The organism is Flavobacterium sp. W21_SRS_FM3, from assembly GCF_052113625.1.
Classification (GTDB): Bacteria; Bacteroidota; Bacteroidia; order Flavobacteriales; family Flavobacteriaceae; genus Flavobacterium.
Genome location: NZ_JBGQOD010000005.1, coordinates 67,198 through 91,741 on the forward strand (window position 1 = coordinate 67,198; position 24,544 = coordinate 91,741).

Sequence of the window (24,544 nt, forward strand, 5' to 3'; positions counted from 1 at the left end):
CTGTTTAAAGCTGTTGTAAAGACATCTTTAAGTATTAAATTTTAAACATTACAAGTATGGCACAGTTTATAAAAATATATGAAGACAAGCCTAATGAAGCGGCAATAGCCAAAGTAGTTAAGGTATTAAAAGACGGAGGTTTAGTGATTTATCCAACAGATACCGTATATGGTTTGGGATGTGACATTACAAACACCAAAGCATTAGAGCGAATTGCGAAAATAAAGGGCATTAAATTAGATAAAGCAAACTTCTCCTTTGTTTGCCATGATCTAAGCAACATATCAGATTACGTAAGACAAATTGATACCGCTACCTTTAAAATTTTGAAAAGAGCCTTGCCTGGTCCTTATACTTTTATTCTACCGGGTAATAACAATTTACCTAAGGAGTTTAAAAAGAAAACTACTGTAGGTATTCGAGTACCTGATAATGCAATTGCTTTAGAAATTGTACGCCAGTTAGGAAATCCAATTGTTTCTACATCTATTCGTGATGAAGATGATGTAATTGAATACACAACAGATCCAGAATTAATTTTCGAAAAATGGCAAAACTTAGTAGACATGGTAATAGATGGAGGATACGGAGACAATGTAGGTTCGACTATAATTGATTTGTCAGAACACGAGCCAGTAATTGTAAGGGAAGGAAAAGGAAGTTTAGATATTTTATAATAAGAAACAAACTTGGCAAAATATTTGTTTGTATAGTTATAATATTTATATTCGCAGAAATACTTTTGTAAGATATATACGCATGTTATTCTTAATTCATATTTAATTGGTTATTAGAAAAGATTAAGGATGCATAAAAGCAGGTCTCCGGACCTGCTTTTTCTTTTTAGTACGTCAGGAATTGTAAAGCATAAAAAAACGCCTCCATTTGGAGGCGTTTTTACTATACTTAAATGAAGTTTAAAAACTATTGTTTTTGTTTTTTCATTTCTTTTTCAATCATTTCGTAAAATTGGTCAATTTTTGGTAAAACAACAATACGAGTTCTTCTGTTACGTGCTCTGTTTTCAGCAGAATCATTACCTACTAATGGTACATAAGAGCTTCTACCAGCTGCAATCAATTGTTCTGGTTTAACACCTAATTGGTTTGTTAAAACACGGATAATAGAGGTAGAACGTTTTACACTTAAATCCCAGTTGTCAAGTAATATTCCGTTTCCAATGTAAGGAACACTATCAGTATGACCTTCAACCATACATTCAAAATCAGGTTTGTCATTTACTACTTTAGCTACTTTAGCTAAAACTCCTTTAGCTCTATCAGTAACTTCATAGCTACCAGATTTGAATAATAGTTTATCAGCAATTGAGATGAATACTACTCCTTTTTCAACATTAATTTCGATGTCTGGATCATTTAAACCAACAGCGCTTTTTAAACTAGTAACAACAGCAAGTGTAACACTGTCTTTCTTAGTTAATGCATCTTGCATTCTGCTAATTTTTAAATCTTTTTCTTTGATAGATTCTAAAGCTTTTTCGATATTTTCAGCACCTTTCGTTGTCAATACAGTCATGTCTTTAGATGTATTGATAAGTGTTTGATTGTGGTCTTTTAATCCAGCTACAGTAGCTGTAAGTCCCGCTTTTTCTTCTAAACAAGAGTTTAATTTTACTGTTGCAGAATTTAATAAATCTTGAGTTTCCTTGTTTTTTGCTTCTAAGTCAGCGTATTTCTTTTTAGAAACACAAGAAGTTAAAAGTGCCAGTACAGATAAGGCGATTACGATTTTTTTCATAAATTTAATGTTTAGTTGAATTACAAAGTTAGTTTTAAATGATTAGATATTTGTTATAAAATTCTGTTAAAATTATTTAACAAATACCTTGCCATTTTTTATGTAGTAGTTATAAACGATACTTCTTATGTTGTAGTATTTTTTTACTTGAAAATCAGTTCTTTTTTTGTAAGTGTTTGAAAATAAACTATAAAAGCTAAAGTGGGCTTTGATAATAGCTACGAAATGAGAAAATTTTCCCTTTAAAATAAATTGTAGTCCTGCAATTCCATCTAAAATCATTCGTGAAAAAAGAATAATATATAACTTTTCTTTGGGTAAATTTTTGCTTAACATTAATAGTGAATTTCTGAAATTTAGATAGGTTTTTGTAGGATTTCCTTGCTGGAGTGTAGCTCCTCCTACATGATAAACTACTGATTTAGAAATGTACTGTATCGTATGACCCCTATTAATGGCACGCCAGCATAAATCAATCTCTTCTTGGTGTGCAAAAAATGATGCGTCAAAACCACCAAGCTCATGATAAACAGTACTTCTAATAAAAAAACAAGCACCTGATGCCCAAAATAGTTCGCAGTTATCATCGTATTGTCCTAAATCTTCTTCAACCGTATCAAATATTCGTCCTCTACAATATGGATAGCCATATTGATCTATAAAACCACCGGCAGCTCCAGCGTATTCAAAATGACTTTTCTTTTTATAATCCAGTATTTTTGGCTGTACAATAGCTGTGTTAGATTCTTCTACAAAGGCTTTTAATATAGGTTGTAACCAGTTTTCAGTTACTTCAATATCTGAATTTACCAATGCATAAATTTCAGCATCAATATGCTGTAGTGCTTCATTATAGCCTTGAGCAAAGCCATAATTACTTTTATTAATTACTATTTGCACTGATGGAAAATTTGTTCGCACAAATGCTACAGAATCATCCGTTGAGGCATTATCAGCAACGTAAATAGAAGCTTCTGGCGAAAACTGGATAATTGTAGGTAAAAATTGTTCTAACAATTGGACTCCGTTCCAGTTAAGTATTACGACTGCTATTTTTTTCAAAATAATGAATTAAATTTATGTTTAAAATTGTCTGTTTTTGCTTTGGAATTCTCAGTTATAGTTGGGTAAATCCCTCAAAAAATCATACTTTTCATTCTCAAAATCCATTTGACAAAAGTAATGATTCAAACCATTGGTCACCATCAAATATTCTGATTTAAGTGTCATATTGTATCGGGCAATTTGATCAAAAGTGGCTTGTGCTATTTTAATTTCAGGTGCTTTACATTCGATTAGGATAAAAATGGAACCGTCTGGATTAAAAACAACTACATCGTATCTTTTCCTTAATCCGTTGACTTTTAAAACTTTTTCGACATTAATCAATGATTTAGGGTAATTTTTTTCTTCTAATAAAAAACAAACCACGTGTTGTCGAACCCATTCTTCTGGCGTTAGAATGATAAATTTTTTCCTGATTTCATCAAAGATAGACACTTTATTTTCACTATTTTTGAATCGAAAAGGATAAGAAGGAAAATTTAGTTTTTGCATGGAGCAAAAATAGTTATTTAGTTTAAAGTTGCATAGGTTACAACAAACTTTAAACGATTAGTTTACAAATTACAAACAGCATGGACGAAGTTCTTAAAATAGTAAATGATATAAAGGCAGGTAACATTAAACCCATCTATTTCTTAATGGGTGAAGAGTCCTATTACATCGATAAATTATCTGATTACATTGAAAAAAATGTGCTATCAGAAGAAGAAAAAGGGTTCAATCAAACTGTTTTGTATGGGCGTGATGTTACTATTGAGGATATTATTTCGACTTCAAAAAGATATCCCATGATGGCCGAACGTCAAGTGGTTATTGTAAAAGAAGCGCAAGATTTAAGCCGCACGATTGACAAACTAGAAAGTTACGCTGAAAAACCGATGTTAACTACAGTTTTAGTGCTTTGTTATAAGTACAAAACATTAGATAAACGTAAAAAAACAACAAAGTTATTAGCTAAATCAGGTGTCGTTTATGAAAGTAAAAAATTATACGAGAATCAAGTAGGTGACTGGATTAAACGTGTCTTAGCTGGCAAGAAATATAGTATTGAACCAAAAGCTTCTGCAATGCTAGTTGAGTTTTTAGGTACTGATCTAAGTAAAATAAACAATGAATTAGAGAAACTACAAATTATTTTACCCAAAGGAAGTACCATAACTCCAAAGGATATAGAAGAAAACATTGGATTCAGTAAAGATTTTAATGTATTTGAATTGCGAAAAGCTTTAGGAGAGCGCAACCAATTAAAAGCATATACTATTGCTGAGAATTTTGCTAATAATCCCAAAGAAAACCCAATGGTAGTTACGACCAGCTTGGTGTTTGGATTTTTTATTCAACTACTTAAATACCATGGGCTAAAAGATAGAAATCCAAAAAATGTTGCTGCAGTTATAGGTGTAAATCCGTTTTTCTTAAAAGAATATGATGTTGCATTAAAAAATTACCCAATGCGAAAGGTGAGTCAAATTGTCGCTTCTTTACGTGATATTGACGTCAAAAGCAAAGGAGTGGGGGCGCAATCGATGTCAAATTCAGATTTATTGAAAGAAATGCTATATCAAATATTTAATTAACGCTTAAAAATTAGCGATATTTGTACTTTAAAATATAATTAAACTATGGGAATGAATAAGAATACCGTTTTAGGATGGGCGACTTTTATAATGATAGTAATGGGTTTACTTTTAATAGGCCTGGGTGCTTTTAGATACAGTGATGTATCAGGATGGGGCTTTGCTGCAGTAGGTGTTGGTTTTTTAGCAAATGCTTGGGTTTTTAGTTCGTTAAAAGGGCGATTATAAATTTTTTATAGGGAAAAATAACTTAAAAAAAACACTATGTAAATAGTGTTTTTTTTGTTTATAATAATATATTTATAAAATAAAATTTCAAGCATATATGTGGAAAAAACTATCAATTAAATCACAGTTAATATTAATTCTATTAATCCCTTTTGTAGGATTAATTTATATTACAATTTCAAATATAAATTTCTCATTACAGCATTATAAAAGTATCAACAAAAGCTTAGAGAATATTGAAAATATTGCGACACTTTCGGCTGGAATTGAGTTAATTGGTACTGAAAGGGGTTTGAGTAATTATTCCTCTTTTGATTCATCTGTAAAGAAAAACTACCTTAAAAGTAAACAAAATACAAATGATTGGTTTTTAAAAAATACCATTAAAGATACACTCATCTCTAATGATTTGAAAAAGCTGCATGCAACTATCTTAGATCTTCATGAAAGTATAGATGAGAAAGTAGAAAGTCCTATAACATCGTTTGTTAAATATACTGTCATCAACGAACATTTGATAAACTTAATTGATAGGGAAGTAGTTTATAGTAAATATCCTAAAATAACGACGCTTGCAAATAATTATACTAATTATGTATTGCTAAAGAGAGCGGCTTTACTAAAGAGAGGGGTAGTACTACAAAGTTTAATGGATAAAAAAAATAATGACACTTTAATTGATTTATTCTTTCAATCTAAAGTTTATATGCGAAGCGTTGATTTCAAATTATCCAATTTTAAACTTGATTCCATAAATAGAAACTTATTTAAATTTCAAAAATCTAATTATTATAGTTCCTTTAATAGTGATGCACAAGATATCATTAATTACAAGTTGAAATTATCTCCATCTCAATGGTGGGAGCACTCAACACTGATCGTTAAAAACATTGCGATTTTAGAAAAGACAATTTAAAATACATAGTTAATTTTGCCAGTAATGAGAAAGCAGCAGCTTTAAGAAGCGTTGTTATACTAATATCCATATTATTACTATTCTTAGCTTTAAGCTTTTTCTTATTATATAAATTGGTAAATCAATTATCAGGTTCATTATACTTAATGTCAACTACAATAAGAAAGATATCTCAAGGTAAAATCATTAACAATCCTACTTTTTCAGGCAATATAGAATTTTTAGATATAAGCAATTCTTTCAGTCAATTATTAGTAGGGATGAAAGAGCAAGTTGAACTTGCAACAAAAATAAGTTCAGGTGAATATGGAACTCAAGTTAATTTAAGGAGTCCTAATGATACTTTGAATAAGGCTATGAATGTAATGTCTGTAGAGTTGAAAAGGATGGAAGAAGATTCTATAGAGCTGAATAAAGTTAAAGAAAGCATTAGTAGGATCAACAACTCAATTTTAGAATCTACTAATTTAGAGGAATTTGGAAAGAACATATGCCATACTCTTGTAGAACAAACTCAGGGTTGTCAAGCTAATTTTTATATTATTAACACGACCAAAGATAAAAATCAACTATATAAAATAGGTGGTTATGCTGATCATAAAGACACTCCTTCAGTCATTAAAATAGGTGAAGGTTTAGTTGGAGAGGTGGCGCTATCTAATCGTCAAAATTGTTTGAATAATTTGCCTAAAAATTATTCATATTTGTCATCTTCTTTGGGTGAATCTCCGTACTTTAATGTCTTGATTACTCCGGTATCATTTAGAAATGAGGTTATTGGAGTTATCGAAATAGGATCTTTGATTAATTTCAATGATGATCATAAAGAATTATTAAAAACGATATCTGAATCGATAGGTAGTGCTATTGAAGTATATGTTAGTAATGAGGAACTAAAAGTTTCAGTTGATGAAATTAATAGAAAAAATAATATTCTTCAAGTTCAGGAAGAAGAACTTAGACAAAGTAATGAAGAATTGAATAAGCAATCCCTTCTATTGCAGCAGTCAGAAGAAGAGCTAAGAAATCAAGCCTCAGAATTAGAGCAAACGAATGCTTATTTAGAAGAAAAAGGGCGTGAATTAGAACATAAAAATCACGAGGTTGTGATTAAAAATGAAGAACTAGTTATTGCTCAAGAGGAATTGAACATTAAAGCTGACGAGATTGCGCAAGCAAGCAAGTACAAGTCGGAGTTTTTAGCTAACATGTCACATGAATTGAGAACCCCTTTAAATAGTATTCTAATTCTTTCTGATTTATTAAAGGAAAATAATTTAGGTAATTTAACGGATCCACAAATTGATAATCTTTCTGTAATCAATTCGTCTGGAAAAGATCTTTTAAATCTGATTACAGATATTTTAGATATTTCAAAAATAGAGGCAGGTAAAGTCGAAATTTACGCTGAAGAGTCCATCGTTGAAAGAGTTTATTCAGACATGGATGGGCTATTTAGAGCACAAATGGAAAAGAAGAATATTGAGTTTCTAACTACCATTTCTGAAGATTGTCCAAGAAAACTACATACTGACATTGGAAAACTTGAACAAATTTTGAAAAACTTTTTATCAAATGCGTTAAAATTTACTCCAGAGAATGGTAAAGTTTCTTTGCGCTTTTCATCAGGTTCAGAAAACAAAGAATATACTTCTGAAGTATTAACTCAGTTAAAATCAGATGAAATCTTATCTATATATATTGAGGATAACGGAATTGGAATATCTGATGAAAATAAAAAGAAACTATTCCAGACTTTCCAGCAGGCAGATAGTTCTACTAGTAGAAAATATGGTGGTACAGGTTTAGGTTTGTTTATTTCTAAAGAATTAGCCATATTACTAGGTGGAGAGGTCAAATTTAAAAGTGAGTTGAACAACGGTAGTGTTTTTAGCGTGCATATTCCGGCCACTTTTCAAGATCATAAGATGGCCGCTATAGATGCTAAAGTGGCGGTAGATAAGCTTGCAGAGTCGGTGAGGGTAGAAACACCGTTATCGTCTGAAGCTGTTGTAGATTTAAGCGAAAACCTCAAAGATGACAGAAATTTAGTTTCAGTTGATGACAAAACAATATTAATCATTGAAGATGATGCTTCCTTTGCTGAAGTATTACTTCAGGTTGCTCATGACAACGGCTTCAAAGCCATCGTTGCTTACCAAGGTGAGACAGGCTATCAGTATGCCAAAAAATACAAACCAAAGGCAATCATTTTAGATATGAAATTACCTGGAATAGATGGCTGGACTGTTTTAAAATGGTTGAAAGAAGACAAAGAATTGCAGCATATTCCTGTACATGTAATGTCTGGGATGAACAGAGAAAAATTAGCCAAAGAAATGGGTGCTTTTGATTTCTTAATTAAACCTATTACCACGGATAAGTTAAAAAGTGCTTTTGAATCTATTGACGATCAAATTAATAAGGTATTTAAAAAAGTACTGATTTTAGAGGATGATGTCAGCCTTAATTATTCTATAAAAGAATTAATTCATAATTGTGATAGAAATGTGATTTGTGTTCAAGCGCACACCTTTAAAGAAGCAGAAAATATCTTGAAAAATGATGATATCGACTGTGCTATAATGGACATAGGATTGCCTGATTCTAAGAATATAGCACATATAGCTGCGCTAAGAAAAATTTCTAAGAATGATCAGATTAATATCATTGTTAATACGGGGCAATCGTTAACTGATGAGGAACAATTAGAATTACAAAACAGTGCAGACGGAGTTGTAATCAAAACAAGCAATGTTACGGAACGATTAAAAGACGAACTGTTATTGTTTTTAGACACTGTAGAGACATCCAACAAAAAGGTAAGTAAAACAGTCCAAAACTTGCTGGGAGGCGAAGTTCTTAAAGACAAAACCATTTTAATAGTTGATGACGATATCCGAAATATTTATGCACTTTCAAGTGCCTTAACAACAAAAGGGGCAACTATAGTAACAGCCTTTAATGGTATCGAAGCTTTAGAAGTATTGAAAAATAATGCAGCTATTGATATTGTATTGATGGATATCATGATGCCAGAGATGGATGGTTTTGAAGCAACACAAAAAATAAGAGAAAACCCAAAATGGAAGAACCTTCCCATTATTGCCCTTACGGCGAAGGCAATGAAAGGCGATCGTGAAGAAATTTTGAAAGCAGGTGCATCTGATTACCAATCAAAACCAATAGATATTCAACAACTTATTTCTTTAATTAGCATTTGGGTTTACAAATAGATGATAGAATTTAATGATTTAGAAGACATTGTTTTTTTAATAAAAAAACAATATGGCTATGACTTCGAAGGGTACTCAAGAGCATCTTTTCTTAGGCGTATCAATCGTTATATGGAATTATCAAAACTGAGTAGTATTGTTCACTTAAAAAATGAACTAATCAATAATCCTGAGAATTTCAATAGTTTTGTAAACGAAATAGTGGTGAATGTCAGCGAGTTTTTTAGAGATCCAGATTTTTTTAAAGCACTGCTTACACAGGTTTTTCCTTATTTAGAAAGTTACCCTAAAATTAATGTTTGGAGTGCCGGATGTTCTTTTGGAGAAGAAACCTACTCTTTAGCAATTCTTTTAAAAGAGGCAAATTTGCTGAGTAAATCAAGAATATATGCTACAGATATTAGTACTAATGCTCTGGATAAGTCTAAAAAAGGAATATATGCAGTAAAGGATTTTAAAGAATATTCAAATAATTATTTTTCTTGCGGAGGAAAAGAATCCTTGAATAATTACTTTGTTTCAGATGGACAAAAATCGATTATTAGCTCAGATTTGAAAAAAGACATTTTATTTTCTAGGCATAATTTAGTTACTGACGGTGTATTTAAAGAATGTCAGCTTATTTTATGTCGGAATGTTTTAATCTATTTTAATGAGGAATTACAAAATAAAGTACTCGAACTTTTTCACGAAAGTTTACCAGTATACGGCTTCTTAGCCCTTGGAAATAAAGAAACATTACGTTTTAGTTCCGTTCAAGATAAATTTAAAATTATAGATAGTAAGCAAAAAATTTACCAGAAAATAAAATAATATGAAAATGATTATTATTGGTGGTTCGGCGGGATCTTTTAATCTTATTATTTCAATTTTAAAAGAATTGGATAGAGAAATGACTGTTCCTATTGTAATTGTATTGCATAGATTAAAAAGTGCAAAGACAATTTTGGAGGATTATTTGCAATTTCAATCCCATTACATTGTGAAGGAAGCAGAAGACAAAGAATTTATTAAACCAGGTCACCTTTATACTGCTCCAGCTAATTATCATCTTTTATTAGATGAAAACCTTAGTTTTTCACTGGATGTATCAGAGGAAGTTAATTACAGTAGGCCTTCTATTGATGTTACTTTTGAATCATTTTCCTATGCTTTGAAGGAAAAATGCTGTGGAATTTTGCTGTCAGGAGCCAATCATGATGGAGCAGCAGGCTTAAAAATAATTGCAGAAAATGGTGGAGAAACCATCGTCCAAGATTACAATGAAGCTGAATTTCCATCTATGCCTCGCGCAGCAGTAGAATTATATAAAAATCATACAGTGTGTACACTAAACAATATTATTAAAAAAATGAATAATTATGCCAAATAAAAAACATACTCTCTTACTGATTGATGACAAGCCAGAAAATTTAATGGCTTTAAAGAGTATTCTTGATTTACCAGACAGAGAAATTATAAGTTGTCTATCAGGTAATGAAGCTTTGCAAGTGTTGCTGAAAAAGAAGGTTTCTTTAATATTAGTGGATGTGCAAATGCCTGAGATGGATGGGTATGAATTTGTTGAAATAATTAAAAGTCACCCTGATACGGTATTTATTCCTACCATCTTCGTCACGGCCATAAGTAATGAGCAGAAGTATCTGTCTAAAGCTTACGATCTAGGTGCCATCGATTTTTTATCGAAACCATTGAACACTGAAATAACGCGTAAGAAAGTAGAGTCTTTTTTAAAGATTTGGGATTATGACCAAGAACTCAAAAAATTAAATGAAACCCTTGCTCAAAAGAACGAAGAACTAGAACAGTTTGCTCATATTATCGCGCATGATTTAAAAACACCATTAGGAAACATTCAAACCTTAATTAACTTAATTGAAGAAGATCATATTCTTGATATAGATGGTGAAGTTGCTGACCTATTTGATATGGTAAAAACATCTTCAAAAAATATGTCTAAGTTAATTGAAGACTTGCTTTATTACAGTAAGAATGTGCAAGATAATGAAGGTAAGGAAGTAGTAAATATTGAAGATGCTCTTGACGCAGTTTTACAAATGATCAACCCATCTTCCAATGTTCTAATTGAAAAAATTAATTTGAATCATGATGTATTATTTCAACCTTTAGCTTTTCATCAAATTATTTCTAATATTGTTTCTAATGCGATTAAATACAATGATAAAGAAATTTTAAAAGTCCGCATTTATTTTGATAAGGAAAATGCTTCTTTATCGTTTCAAGATAATGGTCCAGGAATAGATGCAAAGTATCATGCTAAAATCTTTGAGATGTTTCAAACTTTAGGTAAAAGTTATAATGGAGAAAGCAGCACAGGGATTGGCCTTAATTTAGTTAAGAAATTAGTTGAACGAAATGATGTAACTATCGAGGTGTTTAATAATGCTGATGCAGGTTGTAATTTTGTGATTTCAAACCTAGAAATGACAAGTAATAATGCATCAATAGAGTTAAATTTAGTTTAAAAAATATTTGGCAAGCTCCATCATTCATTCTTGTTAAACTGAGCTTTCTTGACAAAAAAATAATACCTTTGCACTTTAAAAATTTATTAATTTTGTGGGTGATAATGGGGTTTGAAAAGTACTTTCAGTACAATTTAAGTGCTATAATCATTAAAAACAATTAAAAAATAATATATGTCAGACGATAAAAAAGTAATATTCTCAATGTCAAAATTGAGTAAAACCTACCAAGGAGCAGATAAACCAGTTCTTAAAAATATCTATTTGAGTTTCTTTTATGGAGCTAAAATTGGTATCCTAGGTTTAAATGGTTCAGGAAAATCTTCTCTATTAAAAATTATTGCTGGAGTAGATAAGAACTACCAAGGCGATGTGGTTTTTGCGCCAGGATACACTGTTGGATATTTAGAACAAGAACCAATTTTAGATGATAGTAAAACAGTTATCGAAATTGTTCGTGAAGGTGTTGCTGAAACGATGGCTGTATTAGAAGAGTATAACAAAATCAATGATTTGTTTGGTCTTCCAGAAAATTATGAAGATGCTGACAAGATGGACAAATTAATGGACCGTCAAGCAGCTTTACAAGATAAAATCGATGCGCTTGGTGCTTGGGAAATTGATACTAAGCTAGAAATTGCCATGGATGCCTTACGTACTCCAGATGGAGATACACCTATTAAAAACCTTTCTGGTGGAGAGCGTCGTCGTGTGGCTTTATGTCGTTTGTTATTGCAACAACCAGATGTATTGCTTTTAGATGAGCCAACCAATCACTTGGATGCAGAGAGTGTACTTTGGTTAGAGCAACATTTAGCGCAATATGTGGGTACAGTAATCGCTGTGACACACGATAGATACTTCTTAGATAATGTTGCAGGATGGATTCTTGAGTTAGATAGAGGAGAAGGGATTCCTTGGAAAGGAAATTATTCTTCTTGGTTGGATCAAAAGTCAAGCCGTATGGCATTAGAAGAAAAAGTAGCATCAAAACGTAGAAAAAACTTAGAACGTGAGTTGGACTGGGTTCGTCAAGGAGCCAAAGGACGTCAAACAAAACAAAAAGCACGTTTACAGAACTACGACAAATTGTTAAACGAAGATCAAAAAGCCTTAGATGAAAAATTAGAAATTTATATTCCTAATGGACCTCGTTTAGGTACGAACGTTATTGAAGCTAAGGGTGTTGCAAAAGCATTTGGAGAGAAATTATTATATGATAATTTAAACTTTACTTTGCCACAGGCTGGAATTGTTGGAATAATTGGACCCAATGGTGCAGGTAAATCTACGATTTTTAAAATGATAATGGGTGAAGAGAAACCTGATGCAGGTGAATTTACTATTGGAGAAACAGTGAAGATTGCTTATGTCGATCAAGCGCACTCTAATATTGATCCTAATAAATCAATATGGGAGAACTTTTGTGACGGACAGGAATTAATTATGATGGGTGGACGCCAAGTGAATTCTCGTGCTTATTTAAGCCGATTCAATTTTGGAGGTAGCGATCAAAATAAAAAAGTGTCTTCACTTTCTGGAGGAGAACGTAACCGTTTACACCTTGCAATGACCTTGAAAGAAGAAGGTAACGTATTGTTATTGGATGAGCCTACCAATGATTTGGACATTAATACACTACGTGCATTAGAAGAAGGATTGGATAATTTCGCAGGTTGTGCAGTTGTAATTTCTCACGACAGATGGTTCTTAGATAGAATTTGTACACATATTCTAGCTTTTGAAGGGAACTCTGAAGTGTACTACTTTGAAGGAGGATTCTCTGAATATGAAGAGAATAAGAAAAAACGTTTAGGTGGTGATTTAACGCCAAAACGTTTGAAATATAGAAAATTGATCAGAGGTTAATCTCTTGTTACTTTTATATAAAAAAGGATATCCGTACTGGATATCCTTTTTTTATTTCTTTTTCTTATCATTTTTCATCAAAAGTAACACAGTACTAATCAAAGCTATTACTACAAATCCAAAAACGAAAACAATGATTATTGAACCGTTATCCCAATTAAAAAGTGCTATATTTTTCATGATTTTTATTTTAAATCAAAAATAGAAATCGGCACGTACAATTTATATGATAAAAGTCATAAAGGACTGCAATTATAAAAACTTAGATTGTAATTCTGGAGTCGGAATCATACAGCTGTCTTTTTTGCCATACCAGCGGTAACGATTTCTGGCAACATAGTCATAAACCGCATTTGAAAAAGCAGTAGGTAACACTTTAAAAATGGAAAGCAAACGGATGCTTCCATCTAAATAACTAGCGATTTTTAAAGCTGCCTCCGACTTATAATAATAAGCAATTCCGGGTTCGTAGAGAATAATACTGTCAACTTTGGAGTCATCCATCCCAATATGTTTGGTGATTTCTTGTCCTACATCCGACTGTAAAGCTACAAAACGAAATAGGTCCTTGCTGTCATGTTTGATTACAAATTGAACAGCAGTATTACACAGGTTGCAAATACCATCAAAAAGAATAATTTTTTTATTTTCGGGTAGTTTTTGCATACTATATATTATTTCTTCTTCATTGCTTCTACTAATTCTAGTTCGTCCATGCTAACTTTTGAAGTAAACATACCATAATTTACTGTAGCTTTATTCTTTTCGATGGCGTCAATTGTTCCTACCGCTTTACCATCCAGCATACGCACACGATCACCTAAACGGATGATGGCTTTAGGTTTTTCAATTACAGGTTTAAGTTTTTTCTCTTTTTTCTCCTTGCGTATTTCTTCCACAATCACTTCGGCTTCTTTGATTATTTCCTTTTTCTTAGCAACTATCGCTTTAACTTCTTTTGGAGTAGCTTTTTTACGTTTAGAATTTTCTATTTCGACAATTTTCAAAAATTCCCCAATCAGGTCTTTTTTGTTTTTATTGTTAAAATACTTGTTAGCCAAGTCTTCTACTTTTTGACCTATATAAATCGTTTTTTGATTGCTATCATACAATTCTTGATAGCTTTCTAATTTTTGCTTGATTTTGGTATTGATGTTTTCCATCTTTTTACCTTCTTCACGCGCTTTGGTTTCTTCTTCTTTTAATGTTTGCGAAGTTTTTTCCATCTTGGAGCGTTCTTTTTGAAGCGTAGCAATGGTTTTATCAAATCGAACTTTACCCACTTCAATTTTCTTCTTCGCGCGATTGATTAAACTAAACGGAATTCCGTTTTTCAGTGCCACTTCAAAAGTAAAAGAACTTCCTGCTTGACCCAGGACTAATTTGTACATAGGCTCTAATGTTTTTTCGTCAAAAAGCATGTTGGCATTAGTAGCAAAAGGCAGTTCATTGGCTAATATTTTAAGGTTGGAGTAGTGTGTCGTAATAATTCCAAATGCTTCTCTGTGATAGAACTCTTCTAAGAAAATCTCTGCAAGTGCACCTCCTAATTCAGGATCAGAACCCGTACCAAATTCATCAATTAAAAACATGGTTTTAGCATTACACTTCTTTAAAAAGTAGTTCATGTTCTTGAGTCGGTAACTGTATGTACTGAGATGATTTTCAATAGATTGATTATCTCCGATATCTGTAAGTATCCTGTCAAATAAAAATGTTTCTGAGCGTTCGTGCACGGGAATTAACATTCCGGATTGCAGCATCAATTGTAGTAAACCAACCGTTTTTAAAGAGATGGTTTTACCACCTGCATTAGGTCCAGAAATAACGATGATGCGGTTTTCTTGTTGCAACTCTATAGTTTGTGGATGCGTTATTTCCTTTTTTTGCTTGTTGTTCAAATACAAAATAGGGTGGTAGGCATCTCTAAAATACAAACGACGATTATCTGTTATTTGAGGTAATATTCCGTTAATGCGGTTGGCATATTTGGCTTTAGCAGCAACAACATCGATATCACTTAAAAATTCTTGATATTCAATTAATAGAGGTAAGAAAGGTCGAATGGTATTTGATAATTGCTTTAATATTCTAGTAATTTCCTCTGTTTCTTCGTACTCTAGATTACTTAATTCGCGAGAATATTTTAAAGTCGCTTCTGGCTCTATATAAGCGATACTTCCTGTTTTAGAACTTCCTAAAATGGAACCTTTCACTTTACGACGGTACATAGCTAAAACAGCCAAAACACGACGATTTTGAACGAAACTTTCTTTGATGTCGTCCAAATAACCCAAACTATTGTATTGCGTCAATGCCGAACCAAAACTTTGATTAACCTTCCCGCGCACAGCATTCATATTCCTACGAATGTCTTGTAACATTGGGGAAGCACTATCTTTTATCTCACCGTATTTATCAACGATAACATCAATTTGTGTAACGATATCTTTGGTTAATTCAACTTGACTCGCTCTTGCATTTAAGTAGGGATAATAATCATCAAATTTCTTAAAGTAATTCAATAAAAAATTCACTGTAGCCGAAAGTGTGGCAATTTTTCGAAAACTGCCCACTTCTAAAAAACTGTCTTCTATGGCAAGAAATTTAATCTCATGTGTGATAGCGTCAAAACCGTGATTTGGTATCGCGTTGTTATTTTCAAATGAGGAAACATATTCAGAGGTTTGCATCAAAGCATCCATCAAGCTCTCTTTATCTCTAAACGGCGTGATTTCTAATGCTTTTTGTTTGCCTAATTCAGTATTACATATTGTCGAAATGGTTTCGAGAACAGTTGGAAATTGTAAATCTTGTAATGTTTTATCGGTAATAGATATCATTCTTTATTGTAAGTTGTAAAGCTGCAAAGTTACAAAGAATCCATGTTAAATTTAGCAATAGTTTTATTGCCCTTTTTTAGCTGATTTATAGGATTATTATATGGTCGCTCGGAATTTCATTCTTATATTTGAGGTTCATTTTACAACAACAGCACCATAATGAATTCCTCCTTATTTTATAGTCTTTTACGAAAAAAATTTCCTTTTAGCCCGACGTATAATCAGGATATCTTTTTTCAAAAGATTGCCGTCTTCCTTACTGATACGCACAATGACACCATCTTTGTATTAAAAGGATATGCAGGTACGGGTAAAACTACGGTGATTTCGACGATTGTAAACAACCTAATGGAGCTTAATAAAAAATATGTGTTATTAGCACCTACGGGGCGAGCAGCAAAAGTAATTGCTAATTATTCTGAAAAACCAGCCTTTACTATTCATAAAAAGATATATTTCCCTAAGAAGTCATCGGGTGGAGGTGTGTCCTTTACTCTGCAACAAAACAAGCATAAAAACACGATCTTTATTGTAGATGAAGCTTCTATGATATCCGACGCTAATTCAGATTCAAAACTATACGAAAATGGCTCATTATTGGATGATTTGATTTCGTATGTTTATTCTGGAACAAATTGTAAAATGATTTTACTTGGAGATACAGCGCAGCTACCTCCTGTCAATTTGGATATAAGTCCAGCTTTGGATATTCAAACTTTGGGACTGCACTATAACAAAGAAATTGAGCATATTGAGTTAGATGAAGTAATGCGACAAGAAGAGAGCTCAGGTATTTTGTACAATGCTACAGAATTACGTGAATTACTAAAGGATTCTTTTATTACTGATTTTCAATTTGATGTTAAGAAATTCAAAGACATCATTCGGTTAACAGATGGATATGATATTCAAGATGCCATAAATTCAGCTTACAGTAATTATAGCATCGAGGACACTGCGTTTATCGTTCGATCTAATAAAAGAGCCAATCAATACAATGAACAAATCAGAACTAAAATTTTAGATAAAGAAAGCGAACTTTCCACTGGAGATTTCCTGATGGTTGTAAAAAACAACTATTTTTGGTTGAAAGATTCGGATGAAGCTGGTTTTATTGCCAATGGAGATATTATTGAAATACTCGAAATCTTTAAAATTCAGGAACTGTACGGTTTTAAATTTGCTAAAGTTAAAATAAGAATGGTCGATTATCCAAAACAAATGCCATTTGAAACTGTGTTGTTATTAGATACTATTAAAAGTGAGTCTCCATCATTGACTTATGAAGAGTCTAACAGGCTGTATGAGGAAGTAATGAAAGATTACGAAAGTGAAACGACCAAATATAAGAAGTTCCAGAAAGTAAAAGCAAATGAGTATTTTAATGGATTGCAGGTGAAGTTTTCTTATGCAATTACCTGTCATAAATCACAGGGTGGGCAGTGGAACACTGTTTTTGTAGAACAACCGTATTTACCCAATGGTATTGATCGCGATTATATAAGATGGCTGTATACCGCAATGACACGAGCAAAAAACAAACTGTATTTAATTGGATTTAAAGATGAAAGTTTTGTAGAATAAGTTCAAGTATTTTAAATAAAAAAAGATTGAGATGAAAATGCAGTATGCTTATTATTTCAAAATTTACAATTAATTTAGCACTTTCTCAAAAGGATAATAAAATGAAAATAATAGCAGTAATTCCCGCACGGTACGCATCCACACGATTTCCAGCCAAATTAATGCAAGATTTGGGAGGTAAAACAGTGATTTTAAGAACTTATGAAGCCGCTATCAACACCGATTTATTTAATGATGTATTTGTAGTTACTGATTCAGACTTAATTTATGACGAAATTGTTTCTCATGGTGGTAAAGCGATTCGAAGTATAAAAGAACACGAGTCGGGTAGTGATCGAATTGCCGAAGCAGTTGAAAATTTAGAGGTAGATATTGTAGTGAATGTACAAGGAGACGAACCTTTTATTGATGCGGCACCACTGAAAAAAGTGATTGAAGTCTTTAAAAATGATTTGGATAAAAAGGTAGATTTGGCTTCCTTGATGCGCGAAATCAGTAATGAAGAGGAAATATATAACCCTAACAACGTAAAGGTAGTTACGGATCAAAATAATTTTGCGTTGTATTTCTCAAGGTCGGTAATCCCATTTCCAAGAGAAAAAAATGTAGGAGTGCGTTATATGCAGCACATTGGAATTTATGCCTTTAGAAAACAAGCTTTATTAGATTTTTATAACTTGCCAATGATGACATTAGAAGCATCTGAAAAGTTAGAACAGTTACGCTACTTAGAATTTGGAAAAAGAATAAAAATGCTTGAAACCACTCATGTTGGTATTGGAATTGATACTTTAGAAGACTTAGAGAAAGCACGAAAAATGCTGTAATTAGCCTTCATTGTCAGGATCAAAATAGCCTTTTGATTTAATTTTGGTAGAGAAAAAATTTAAAAACAATACTACGTACATCAGTACTAAAAGTGATTGCATGCTTACCAAAAATTTCCCAAAAGGTTTAACTGGATAGTAATCCCCAAAACCGATTGTCGAGGAGGTTACAGTACTAAAATAAATAGCATCAAACCAGTGTTCAAAAGGCCTGTTTAAGTAGTTTTGACAAGAATACAGTACTGCAAAAGCAAAAACCATTTCTAGATAATTGAAAAAGAGTAGTAGCATTGATCTTTTGTAAGAACGTGGTTTGGAGAACAAGTCTGAGGCAAAAATTAAGGTTGGAATATAGAATACAGTTTCCAGCATTACATAAACCATTACACCTAAAATAAATTGGTTGTCCTGCCATCCATTGATTATAATAAGTAAAGGCAAGGCCACCTTGAATAGAACATAAAAATCTAAAGCCAAATCCTCATATTGTGGTCCTTTTTTTGAAGCTAAATATTTAATATAGATTCCAGGAAAAAATAATTGAGAGGAGGAAAGAAAGAGGCGTACAATTTTTTCTATTCCATTATCGTCCTGATGATCGTTATTCCAAATGGCTTGAATGTTTTGAATTCTTCTTTGAATAGGATTGAATTTTGGCTGTTCCATTTGAGCAACATTTCCTAAAAGTAGTTTTCTTACTGTCTTTTTCATCCAATTATAGTTTTGCTATTCTCCTCGAAAGTACAAATAATTAATTTAGAATTTTCCAATTTAAGAGGAGTTACAAAAAAAGAAATGCTCCATCACAATTGATGAAGCATTCTCATTAACAATAATTAACTAAATAAACAATGATATTATAACTAATAACTCAATCCAAAACCAAACGGGTACAATGGATCTTTTGAGTCAAATGGAACATCTTCTTTTTGATTCCTTACAGCCTCCATCGACGACGGTAGTTCAAATGGTAATTTACCTTCTGGTTTTGCAATGCCAAAGACAACATCCATTAAAGCGGCATCACTCGCTCCATAGTTGGCTAAAACTGCTTTTGCTGCACTATTTATTTCGGGAAAAACGGCAGGACGATCTAAATAAATATCAATAATTGTTGGAACTTTTTTGCAAATATCAAGTACGTCCTCGAGGTCTTTACCTTTAAAATCCAGGTCACCATGATGAAAACCTTTAGCAAATGGATTGTCAGTTTCTAAGGGAACCCAAGGTGTCTCTAATCGAACAATGGCAATGTCTGCTTGCTCAGGAAGTGCTACTACAACACCGTATTTGTAGGCTACAGTTACATCAATATTTTTTACATATATTTTTAATTTTGAAGCAGTTGATAATGGTAGATTGAGGTCATTTTTTAATAAGGTCATTGAACGCCGTTGTGTCGCTTCTCCTAATTTTTTAAACTCAGAATTACCCACAATTTTAGTAGCTTGTTCAATATCAACATAAGGATTGTCAAATAATCCTAGTGTAAATTTTTGGCGTAACAACCTTCGCACTGATGTGTTAATGCGAGATTCTTTAATTTGTCCCTCCTTTACTAAAGCGACAATGTATTCAGGACAATTCTCACCTCCAAACTGATCACAACCAGCTTCAATAATTTTTTTAACACGTTGTTTTTCACTAAGATTTTCCACACCCCAAGCACGTGCAGGCCATACAACTGCTCCCATATGCGTATCAGTTATTAATCCCCAATCTGTACATACCACTCCATCATATTTGTATTTGCCACGTAATAATGTGGTTATAATATCTTTATTATATGAAAAACCCACATTTTCTGAAGTTTGATCAACTGGAACGCCATAATAGGGCATAATAGAAGCAGTATGGGCTTCAAAAGCCGCTTCGAATGGAATTAAATGATAGTCAAAATTATTCCCAGGATAGACCTGTCCTTTATGATACTGAAAATGGGGATCCAAACCTTCATTTTGTGGTCCGCCACCAGAAAAATGTTTAGTCATTGTAGCGACACTGTTAACACCTAATTGTTCTCCTTGAAATCCTAAAATATATGCCTTAATCATTCTAGCAGCTAGTGTAGCATCTTCACCAAAAGTCCCACTAACACGTGGCCAGCGTGGTTCTGTAGCTAGGTCAGCCATCGGGTGTAATGCCTCACGTATGCCTACTGCTAAGTATTCTTGACGAGCAATATCTCCAAATTGTTGCATCAACGCAGCATCATTTATTGCAGCAAAACCTAACTGTTCAGGCCATTGTGAAAAACCATTGGCTTGCATAGCAAAAATATTGTTACTAAAGTAATGACGAGGATCTGATGCAATAGTTACAGGAATCCCTAACCGGGTCTCTTCGGCTACTTTTTGAATGGCGTTGTAACCCATCGCAATTTCTTTTACTTCTGGAGCTTGCCAGTAATTAAAATGATTCATGTTTTTACCAACTATTAATTCGCGAGCGGTAGGCAACTTTGCTGCAAATCCGGTAGCTCCTTCTTTTTTGTCTATAGTCCCATCCGCATTTATTAAGGTACCGTTGATGAACATCATCCCTGCTTTTTCTTCTAATGTCATCAAAGAAATCAAATTATCAATTCTTTTTTCGATAGGAAGACTACTATCTTCATACGGATCCATTTTTCCACTTTTATTGAGATCACGATATTTTGTAGGGGGTATAAACGAGAATAAAGCCATGCTTGTAACAATGCTAAGTGTTACTGTGGCTTTCTTAATTTTGGAAGTTTCCATAAATAAACAATTAAAAGGTTAATGGTAGTTCTAATAACTATTGTGTTATTATGACGCAATGTACATTTAATTTATTATTGGAACAAAAAAAGATTCTAATTTTTGTCGAATATGTAATTGAAAATCAATATGTTTTCTCTACAATAATTAATTCATTATGACTTTCCACTCTTGGAATCGCTTTGACTTTATACTGACTTGCATCAAAACTAGAAATGTAATTCTTATTCCTAAGATTTTGTTTTTTATTTAAAAGCATAGTATTAAATAATACAACTCCCTTTCGATTCAATAAAAAGCAAATGCGGTTGATAAAGAAGTTTTCAAATAGAAAATTAGGCATAGTAGTATCCTGGAAAACATCAATAATAATTAGATCATATTTATCTTTCGTTTTTAAAATAAATTCAAAAGCGTCGTCTATAATAATTTCTAACTGCTGGATTTCGTTTAATTTAAAATAGTCGTTAGCTAATGTGATAATTTCCGGATCTATTTCTACACCCGTGATCTTTTGCTTATAATTAACTTCGTCTACCAATGTTTTCACGACACTTCCTCCAGCGACACCTAGTAGCAAAATATGATTCATTTTTACGATTCTATCAAAGCCAATATTTTTCAAACCCAATCGTAGAATACGCTGTAGGCTTCCATAAGAATAATTGGTGTTTTCAGAATCTATTACTAATTCACCATTTGCCCAAGTAACTTCAATTGATTTACTCAAGGCCGATTTGACCGAATGAATTTTTATAGGAATAAAGTAGCTTAGTATTTTTTTTAGCATCAAACGCAGTTTTTATCAAAAATAAGTTTTAAATCATTTATTTTGCAACAAATAGAACAACAATGAAGAAAGAATTTTACAAATGGATATTTTTTAAACTGATGGGTTGGAAAATTCAAGGCTCCATTGATCCCAAAATTAAAAAATGTGTAATGATGGTTATGCCTCATACAAGCGCGCATGATTTTTACTTGGGTATTTTTACAAGAGGAATTACAGGACTAGAAATGAACTGGGTGGGAAAAAAAGAGTTATTTCAATTTCCTTTAGGATATTATTTCAAATATATGGGTGGCGAACCGTTAGATCGCAGTGGTGGTTTAAATAAGGTAGACTCTATTGCTGCTATTTTTGAGCGAAGAGAAGTTTTTAGACTGGCTGTAGCACCTGAAGGAACACGAAAAAAAGTAGATACGTTAAAAACAGGATTTTACTACATCGCTTTAAAAGCAAATGTTCCCATTATTCCTGTGGCTTTTGATTTTGGTAGAAAAACAGTTTATCTAGGTTTGCCGCTTATGCCATCTGGTGATATAGATCGAGACCTAGCGCAGTTAAAAAAGCATTACATAGGTGTATTAGGCAAGGTACCCGAAAAAGGATTCGAAGTATAAAAGTAAATTAAAGAAACAGTTCGTTTCTTTTTTTTTTAGAAAAGACGAACTGTTTTATTTTGAATTAAAAACCTTGAATGTACCATCCTTATAAAAAAAGACAATTTTTTCTATATCCCCAGTAGTTGTTTCGTTTAGCAAATGATTTAGTTTGTTACTAGTTTCTCTTTGACCAGCTTCCATTGCAATACTATTGTTATCTGTAAATAAATCTTGAACTGATTCTGGTTCTACTTTTGGAGCTGTAAAAGGTACAGTCGTTTTGTGTTCTACATTGATAGTCTCCTGGCTACTTATATCTGTCGTTTTTGGAAAACTACCTTTTCCATTTAAGATCCAGTACAAATCCACTTCCGGATAAACTTCTAAAATTTTAAGTATAAAGTCTAAGCTCGGTTTGTTTCTTCCAGAAAGGAGGTGGGACAAACTAGAACGTTGCACACCAATTTTATCTGCAAAGGAAGAGGCATTAATACTGAAATAATCCAAAATTATCTCGAGACGCTTTATAAAATCCTCAGTGTTTACCATTGTAAATTACGTTTAAAACAAAACTATTTACAAATGTAATTAAAAAGCAATAGACATACAATTTTACAACTGTAAAAAGCAGATAAACCGCCTAAAAGGCTAAATTATTACTTTAATAAATATAATGTAAGTACCTGATTAATAATTTATAAAATCGAAAAACAAATAGCGATAACATTTGTTACTTATTTACTAATCCCAAAGTAATTAAAGTGTACTTTTACTGTTTACAATTCTAAAAAGCACACTAAACATCTTGTTTACATTTGTAAAAATAAAGATGTTTACTTTTGTAAATTAAATAATTAGTTATGAATTTAGAACAATTGTTCCTTGAAAATAAAGAGCAATCAATAGCGGGTAGATATCTTACCATAGATGATATAGAACCTTTATTAGAAAAATTAAATACCAATAATCAACTTTCTGTTATTGGAAAGTCAGTTCAAGGCAGGACTATTTATAAGTATCAAATAGGAACTGGGAAAGTAAGAATTTTGCTTTGGTCTCAAATGCACGGAAATGAAAGTACAACCACTAAGGCGCTGTTTGACTTTTTAAATGTTCTGACTAATCATTCTGAATTAGCGAAAGAATTATTGTCAAAATTTACGTTTTGCGCCATTCCTATGCTGAATCCTGATGGAGCTGTCCTGTATACACGTGCGAATGCTAATTTGATAGATTTAAACCGCGACTCTCAGGATTTGACACAGCCAGAAAGTATTGTATTAAGAGCTACTTTTGATACGTTCCAACCAGATTATAGTTTTAACCTTCATGATCAGCGCACTATTTTTGGTGTAGGAAACACAGGTAAGTCGGCAACGGTATCCTTTTTAGCGCCATCTTATAATGAAGAGCGGGAGGTAAATGAATCTCGATTAAAAGCCATTCATCTCATTAGTAGCATAAATGAGGTCTTACAACAGTACATTCCTGAGCAAGTGGCTAGGTTTGATGATTCATTTAATATCAATTGTATTGGAGATACTTTTCAGTATTTAGGTTCCTCTACATTACTGTTTGAGGCAGGGCATTTTCCAGGTGATTATCAGCGTGAAGAAACAAGGAAATTTATATTTTTCGCATTAATTTCAAGTTTTATTGCACTTAACGAAAACGATATAGTTAGCAATGGAATTGACAAATATTTGAATATTCCTCAGAATAAAGCTGTTTTTTATGATTTTATATATAAAAATGTCAGAATAAATTATGATGGTATTGAAAAAATAACGAATTTTGCTGCGCAATACAAAGAAGAGTTAATTGATAATAATGTAACATTTAACGCTTATATAGTAGAAATTGGCAATTTGGACGGTTATTTTGGACACATAGAGTACGATGCAAAAGAAGCGCTGTATACAGATGAGCAAGATAACATTCCGAAATTAAATCAAAAAGCTGATTTTTATTTAAATAACAGCATTGAATTTGTTAATGGATTGATAAAAAAATAATTTTTTATATCTT

At 32.3% G+C, this 24,544-nt stretch carries 23 protein-coding genes; 13 read left to right on the forward strand and 10 right to left on the reverse strand.

All coding sequences use genetic code 11. The features are described 5' to 3' along the window. Positions 1-56: 56 nt before the first annotated feature. On the forward strand, positions 57-677 hold the full coding sequence (locus tag ACEN2K_RS09335; protein ID WP_441759062.1) for an L-threonylcarbamoyladenylate synthase: 621 nt from the start codon (positions 57-59) through the stop codon (positions 675-677). Positions 678-924: 247 nt separating this feature from the next. Here the strand turns inward: ACEN2K_RS09335 and ACEN2K_RS09340 are convergent, their stop codons facing one another. The 3 genes from ACEN2K_RS09340 to ACEN2K_RS09350 all read right to left on the reverse strand — a co-directional run bounded on the left by ACEN2K_RS09340 (position 925) and on the right by ACEN2K_RS09350 (position 3,315). Beyond that, the gene (locus ACEN2K_RS09340; RefSeq protein ID WP_441759063.1) at positions 925-1,758 is read right to left on the reverse strand and encodes an OmpA family protein; all 834 of its coding nucleotides are present in this window, start codon (positions 1,756-1,758) and stop codon (positions 925-927) included. Between the two features lie 72 nt (positions 1,759-1,830). After that, positions 1,831-2,820 (reverse strand): glycosyltransferase family 2 protein, encoded by a 990-nt coding sequence (locus tag ACEN2K_RS09345; RefSeq protein ID WP_441759064.1) that lies wholly within the window; start codon positions 2,818-2,820, stop codon positions 1,831-1,833. A 51-nt stretch (positions 2,821-2,871) separates the two neighbouring features. Then, a complete protein-coding gene (locus ACEN2K_RS09350; protein ID WP_441759065.1) occupies positions 2,872-3,315 on the reverse strand; it encodes a type I restriction enzyme HsdR N-terminal domain-containing protein in 444 nt (147 codons plus the stop codon). Positions 3,316-3,395: 80 nt separating this feature from the next. Here ACEN2K_RS09350 and holA point away from each other — a divergent pair, with 80 nt between their 5' ends. From holA to ettA, 8 genes are all read left to right on the forward strand, one after another. Beyond that, complete coding sequence (gene holA / locus ACEN2K_RS09355; protein ID WP_441759066.1) at positions 3,396-4,400, forward strand: DNA polymerase III subunit delta; 1,005 nt, start codon at positions 3,396-3,398, stop codon at positions 4,398-4,400. A gap of 45 nt (positions 4,401-4,445) precedes the next feature. Further along, on the forward strand, positions 4,446-4,628 hold the full coding sequence (locus ACEN2K_RS09360) for a CAL67264 family membrane protein (RefSeq protein WP_339920073.1): 183 nt from the start codon (positions 4,446-4,448) through the stop codon (positions 4,626-4,628). A gap of 97 nt (positions 4,629-4,725) precedes the next feature. Continuing rightward, positions 4,726-5,544, forward strand: a complete 819-nt coding sequence (locus tag ACEN2K_RS09365; RefSeq protein ID WP_441759067.1) for a hypothetical protein — start codon at positions 4,726-4,728, stop codon at positions 5,542-5,544. A 146-nt stretch (positions 5,545-5,690) separates the two neighbouring features. Beyond that, positions 5,691-8,780 carry a response regulator gene (locus tag ACEN2K_RS09370; protein ID WP_441759068.1) on the forward strand — a complete coding sequence of 1,030 codons (3,090 nt, stop codon included), beginning with the start codon at positions 5,691-5,693 and terminating at the stop codon, positions 8,778-8,780. Further along, positions 8,781-9,593: a CheR family methyltransferase gene (locus ACEN2K_RS09375; protein ID WP_441759069.1), complete on the forward strand. Its 813-nt coding sequence runs from the start codon at positions 8,781-8,783 to the stop codon at positions 9,591-9,593. It begins immediately after the preceding gene. A 1-nt stretch (position 9,594) separates the two neighbouring features. Then, the gene (locus ACEN2K_RS09380) at positions 9,595-10,152 is read left to right on the forward strand and encodes a chemotaxis protein CheB (protein WP_441759070.1); all 558 of its coding nucleotides are present in this window, start codon (positions 9,595-9,597) and stop codon (positions 10,150-10,152) included. Continuing rightward, the gene (locus ACEN2K_RS09385; protein WP_441759071.1) at positions 10,142-11,266 is read left to right on the forward strand and encodes a hybrid sensor histidine kinase/response regulator; all 1,125 of its coding nucleotides are present in this window, start codon (positions 10,142-10,144) and stop codon (positions 11,264-11,266) included. Before ACEN2K_RS09380 ends, ACEN2K_RS09385 begins: the two co-directional genes overlap by 11 nt. A gap of 174 nt (positions 11,267-11,440) precedes the next feature. Continuing rightward, positions 11,441-13,135, forward strand: a complete 1,695-nt coding sequence (gene ettA / locus ACEN2K_RS09390) for an energy-dependent translational throttle protein EttA (RefSeq protein ID WP_441759072.1) — start codon at positions 11,441-11,443, stop codon at positions 13,133-13,135. Positions 13,136-13,186: 51 nt separating this feature from the next. Here the strand turns inward: ettA and ACEN2K_RS09395 are convergent, their stop codons facing one another. The 3 genes from ACEN2K_RS09395 to ACEN2K_RS09405 form a co-directional block, all read right to left on the reverse strand. Further along, positions 13,187-13,315 carry a hypothetical protein gene (locus ACEN2K_RS09395; RefSeq protein ID WP_441759073.1) on the reverse strand — a complete coding sequence of 43 codons (129 nt, stop codon included), beginning with the start codon at positions 13,313-13,315 and terminating at the stop codon, positions 13,187-13,189. 72 nt (positions 13,316-13,387) lie between these two features. Next, complete coding sequence (locus ACEN2K_RS09400) at positions 13,388-13,801, reverse strand: thiol-disulfide oxidoreductase DCC family protein (protein ID WP_441759074.1); 414 nt, start codon at positions 13,799-13,801, stop codon at positions 13,388-13,390. Between the two features lie 8 nt (positions 13,802-13,809). After that, positions 13,810-15,978, reverse strand: a complete 2,169-nt coding sequence (locus ACEN2K_RS09405) for an endonuclease MutS2 (RefSeq protein WP_441759075.1) — start codon at positions 15,976-15,978, stop codon at positions 13,810-13,812. A gap of 159 nt (positions 15,979-16,137) precedes the next feature. Here ACEN2K_RS09405 and ACEN2K_RS09410 point away from each other — a divergent pair, with 159 nt between their 5' ends. Both ACEN2K_RS09410 and kdsB read left to right on the forward strand, forming a co-directional pair. Then, entirely contained in the window at positions 16,138-17,562 is a 1,425-nt protein-coding gene (locus ACEN2K_RS09410) for an ATP-dependent DNA helicase (RefSeq protein WP_441759076.1), read from the forward strand. Positions 17,563-17,663: 101 nt separating this feature from the next. Beyond that, the gene (kdsB, locus tag ACEN2K_RS09415; RefSeq protein ID WP_441759077.1) at positions 17,664-18,389 is read left to right on the forward strand and encodes a 3-deoxy-manno-octulosonate cytidylyltransferase; all 726 of its coding nucleotides are present in this window, start codon (positions 17,664-17,666) and stop codon (positions 18,387-18,389) included. Here kdsB and ACEN2K_RS09420 read toward each other — a convergent pair whose 3' ends face one another. The 3 genes from ACEN2K_RS09420 to ACEN2K_RS09430 form a co-directional block, all read right to left on the reverse strand. After that, positions 18,390-19,100, reverse strand: coding sequence for a potassium channel family protein (locus ACEN2K_RS09420; RefSeq protein WP_441759078.1), 711 nt, complete (start codon positions 19,098-19,100; stop codon positions 18,390-18,392). Positions 19,101-19,252: 152 nt separating this feature from the next. After that, complete coding sequence (locus ACEN2K_RS09425; protein WP_441759079.1) at positions 19,253-21,130, reverse strand: glycoside hydrolase family 3 protein; 1,878 nt, start codon at positions 21,128-21,130, stop codon at positions 19,253-19,255. A gap of 124 nt (positions 21,131-21,254) precedes the next feature. Then, complete coding sequence (locus ACEN2K_RS09430) at positions 21,255-21,920, reverse strand: spermidine synthase (RefSeq protein WP_441759080.1); 666 nt, start codon at positions 21,918-21,920, stop codon at positions 21,255-21,257. Between the two features lie 62 nt (positions 21,921-21,982). On the opposite strand from ACEN2K_RS09430, the gene ACEN2K_RS09435 reads away from it, so the two are divergent. Then, positions 21,983-22,534 (forward strand): 1-acyl-sn-glycerol-3-phosphate acyltransferase, encoded by a 552-nt coding sequence (locus tag ACEN2K_RS09435; protein ID WP_441759081.1) that lies wholly within the window; start codon positions 21,983-21,985, stop codon positions 22,532-22,534. Positions 22,535-22,588: 54 nt separating this feature from the next. On the opposite strand, the gene ACEN2K_RS09440 is transcribed toward ACEN2K_RS09435, so the two are convergent. Continuing rightward, entirely contained in the window at positions 22,589-23,065 is a 477-nt protein-coding gene (locus ACEN2K_RS09440) for a helix-turn-helix domain-containing protein (RefSeq protein ID WP_441759082.1), read from the reverse strand. Between the two features lie 311 nt (positions 23,066-23,376). Between ACEN2K_RS09440 and ACEN2K_RS09445 the strand changes: the two genes are divergently transcribed. After that, complete coding sequence (locus ACEN2K_RS09445) at positions 23,377-24,531, forward strand: M14 family metallopeptidase (protein ID WP_441759083.1); 1,155 nt, start codon at positions 23,377-23,379, stop codon at positions 24,529-24,531. Positions 24,532-24,544: the final 13 nt, after the last annotated feature.

Excerpts from the sequence above, each read along its gene's own strand:
- ACEN2K_RS09335 (WP_441759062.1), top strand. The coding sequence starts at position 57 with ATGGCACAGTTTATAAAAATATATGAAGACAAGCCTAATGAAGCGGCA.
- ACEN2K_RS09340 (WP_441759063.1), bottom strand. The coding sequence starts at position 1,758 with ATGAAAAAAATCGTAATCGCCTTATCTGTACTGGCACTTTTAACTTCT.
- ACEN2K_RS09350 (WP_441759065.1), bottom strand. The coding sequence starts at position 3,315 with ATGCAAAAACTAAATTTTCCTTCTTATCCTTTTCGATTCAAAAATAGT.
- holA (WP_441759066.1), top strand. The coding sequence starts at position 3,396 with ATGGACGAAGTTCTTAAAATAGTAAATGATATAAAGGCAGGTAACATT.
- ACEN2K_RS09360 (WP_339920073.1), top strand. The coding sequence starts at position 4,446 with ATGGGAATGAATAAGAATACCGTTTTAGGATGGGCGACTTTTATAATG.
- ACEN2K_RS09365 (WP_441759067.1), top strand. The coding sequence starts at position 4,726 with ATGTGGAAAAAACTATCAATTAAATCACAGTTAATATTAATTCTATTA.
- ACEN2K_RS09370 (WP_441759068.1), top strand. The coding sequence starts at position 5,691 with ATGTCAACTACAATAAGAAAGATATCTCAAGGTAAAATCATTAACAAT.
- ACEN2K_RS09375 (WP_441759069.1), top strand. The coding sequence starts at position 8,781 with ATGATAGAATTTAATGATTTAGAAGACATTGTTTTTTTAATAAAAAAA.
- ACEN2K_RS09380 (WP_441759070.1), top strand. The coding sequence starts at position 9,595 with ATGAAAATGATTATTATTGGTGGTTCGGCGGGATCTTTTAATCTTATT.
- ACEN2K_RS09385 (WP_441759071.1), top strand. The coding sequence starts at position 10,142 with ATGCCAAATAAAAAACATACTCTCTTACTGATTGATGACAAGCCAGAA.
- ettA (WP_441759072.1), top strand. The coding sequence starts at position 11,441 with ATGTCAGACGATAAAAAAGTAATATTCTCAATGTCAAAATTGAGTAAA.
- ACEN2K_RS09395 (WP_441759073.1), bottom strand. The coding sequence starts at position 13,315 with ATGAAAAATATAGCACTTTTTAATTGGGATAACGGTTCAATAATCATT.
- ACEN2K_RS09400 (WP_441759074.1), bottom strand. The coding sequence starts at position 13,801 with ATGCAAAAACTACCCGAAAATAAAAAAATTATTCTTTTTGATGGTATT.
- ACEN2K_RS09405 (WP_441759075.1), bottom strand. The coding sequence starts at position 15,978 with ATGATATCTATTACCGATAAAACATTACAAGATTTACAATTTCCAACT.
- ACEN2K_RS09410 (WP_441759076.1), top strand. The coding sequence starts at position 16,138 with ATGAATTCCTCCTTATTTTATAGTCTTTTACGAAAAAAATTTCCTTTT.
- kdsB (WP_441759077.1), top strand. The coding sequence starts at position 17,664 with ATGAAAATAATAGCAGTAATTCCCGCACGGTACGCATCCACACGATTT.
- ACEN2K_RS09420 (WP_441759078.1), bottom strand. The coding sequence starts at position 19,100 with ATGAAAAAGACAGTAAGAAAACTACTTTTAGGAAATGTTGCTCAAATG.
- ACEN2K_RS09425 (WP_441759079.1), bottom strand. The coding sequence starts at position 21,130 with ATGGAAACTTCCAAAATTAAGAAAGCCACAGTAACACTTAGCATTGTT.
- ACEN2K_RS09430 (WP_441759080.1), bottom strand. The coding sequence starts at position 21,920 with ATGCTAAAAAAAATACTAAGCTACTTTATTCCTATAAAAATTCATTCG.
- ACEN2K_RS09435 (WP_441759081.1), top strand. The coding sequence starts at position 21,983 with ATGAAGAAAGAATTTTACAAATGGATATTTTTTAAACTGATGGGTTGG.
- ACEN2K_RS09440 (WP_441759082.1), bottom strand. The coding sequence starts at position 23,065 with ATGGTAAACACTGAGGATTTTATAAAGCGTCTCGAGATAATTTTGGAT.
- ACEN2K_RS09445 (WP_441759083.1), top strand. The coding sequence starts at position 23,377 with ATGAATTTAGAACAATTGTTCCTTGAAAATAAAGAGCAATCAATAGCG.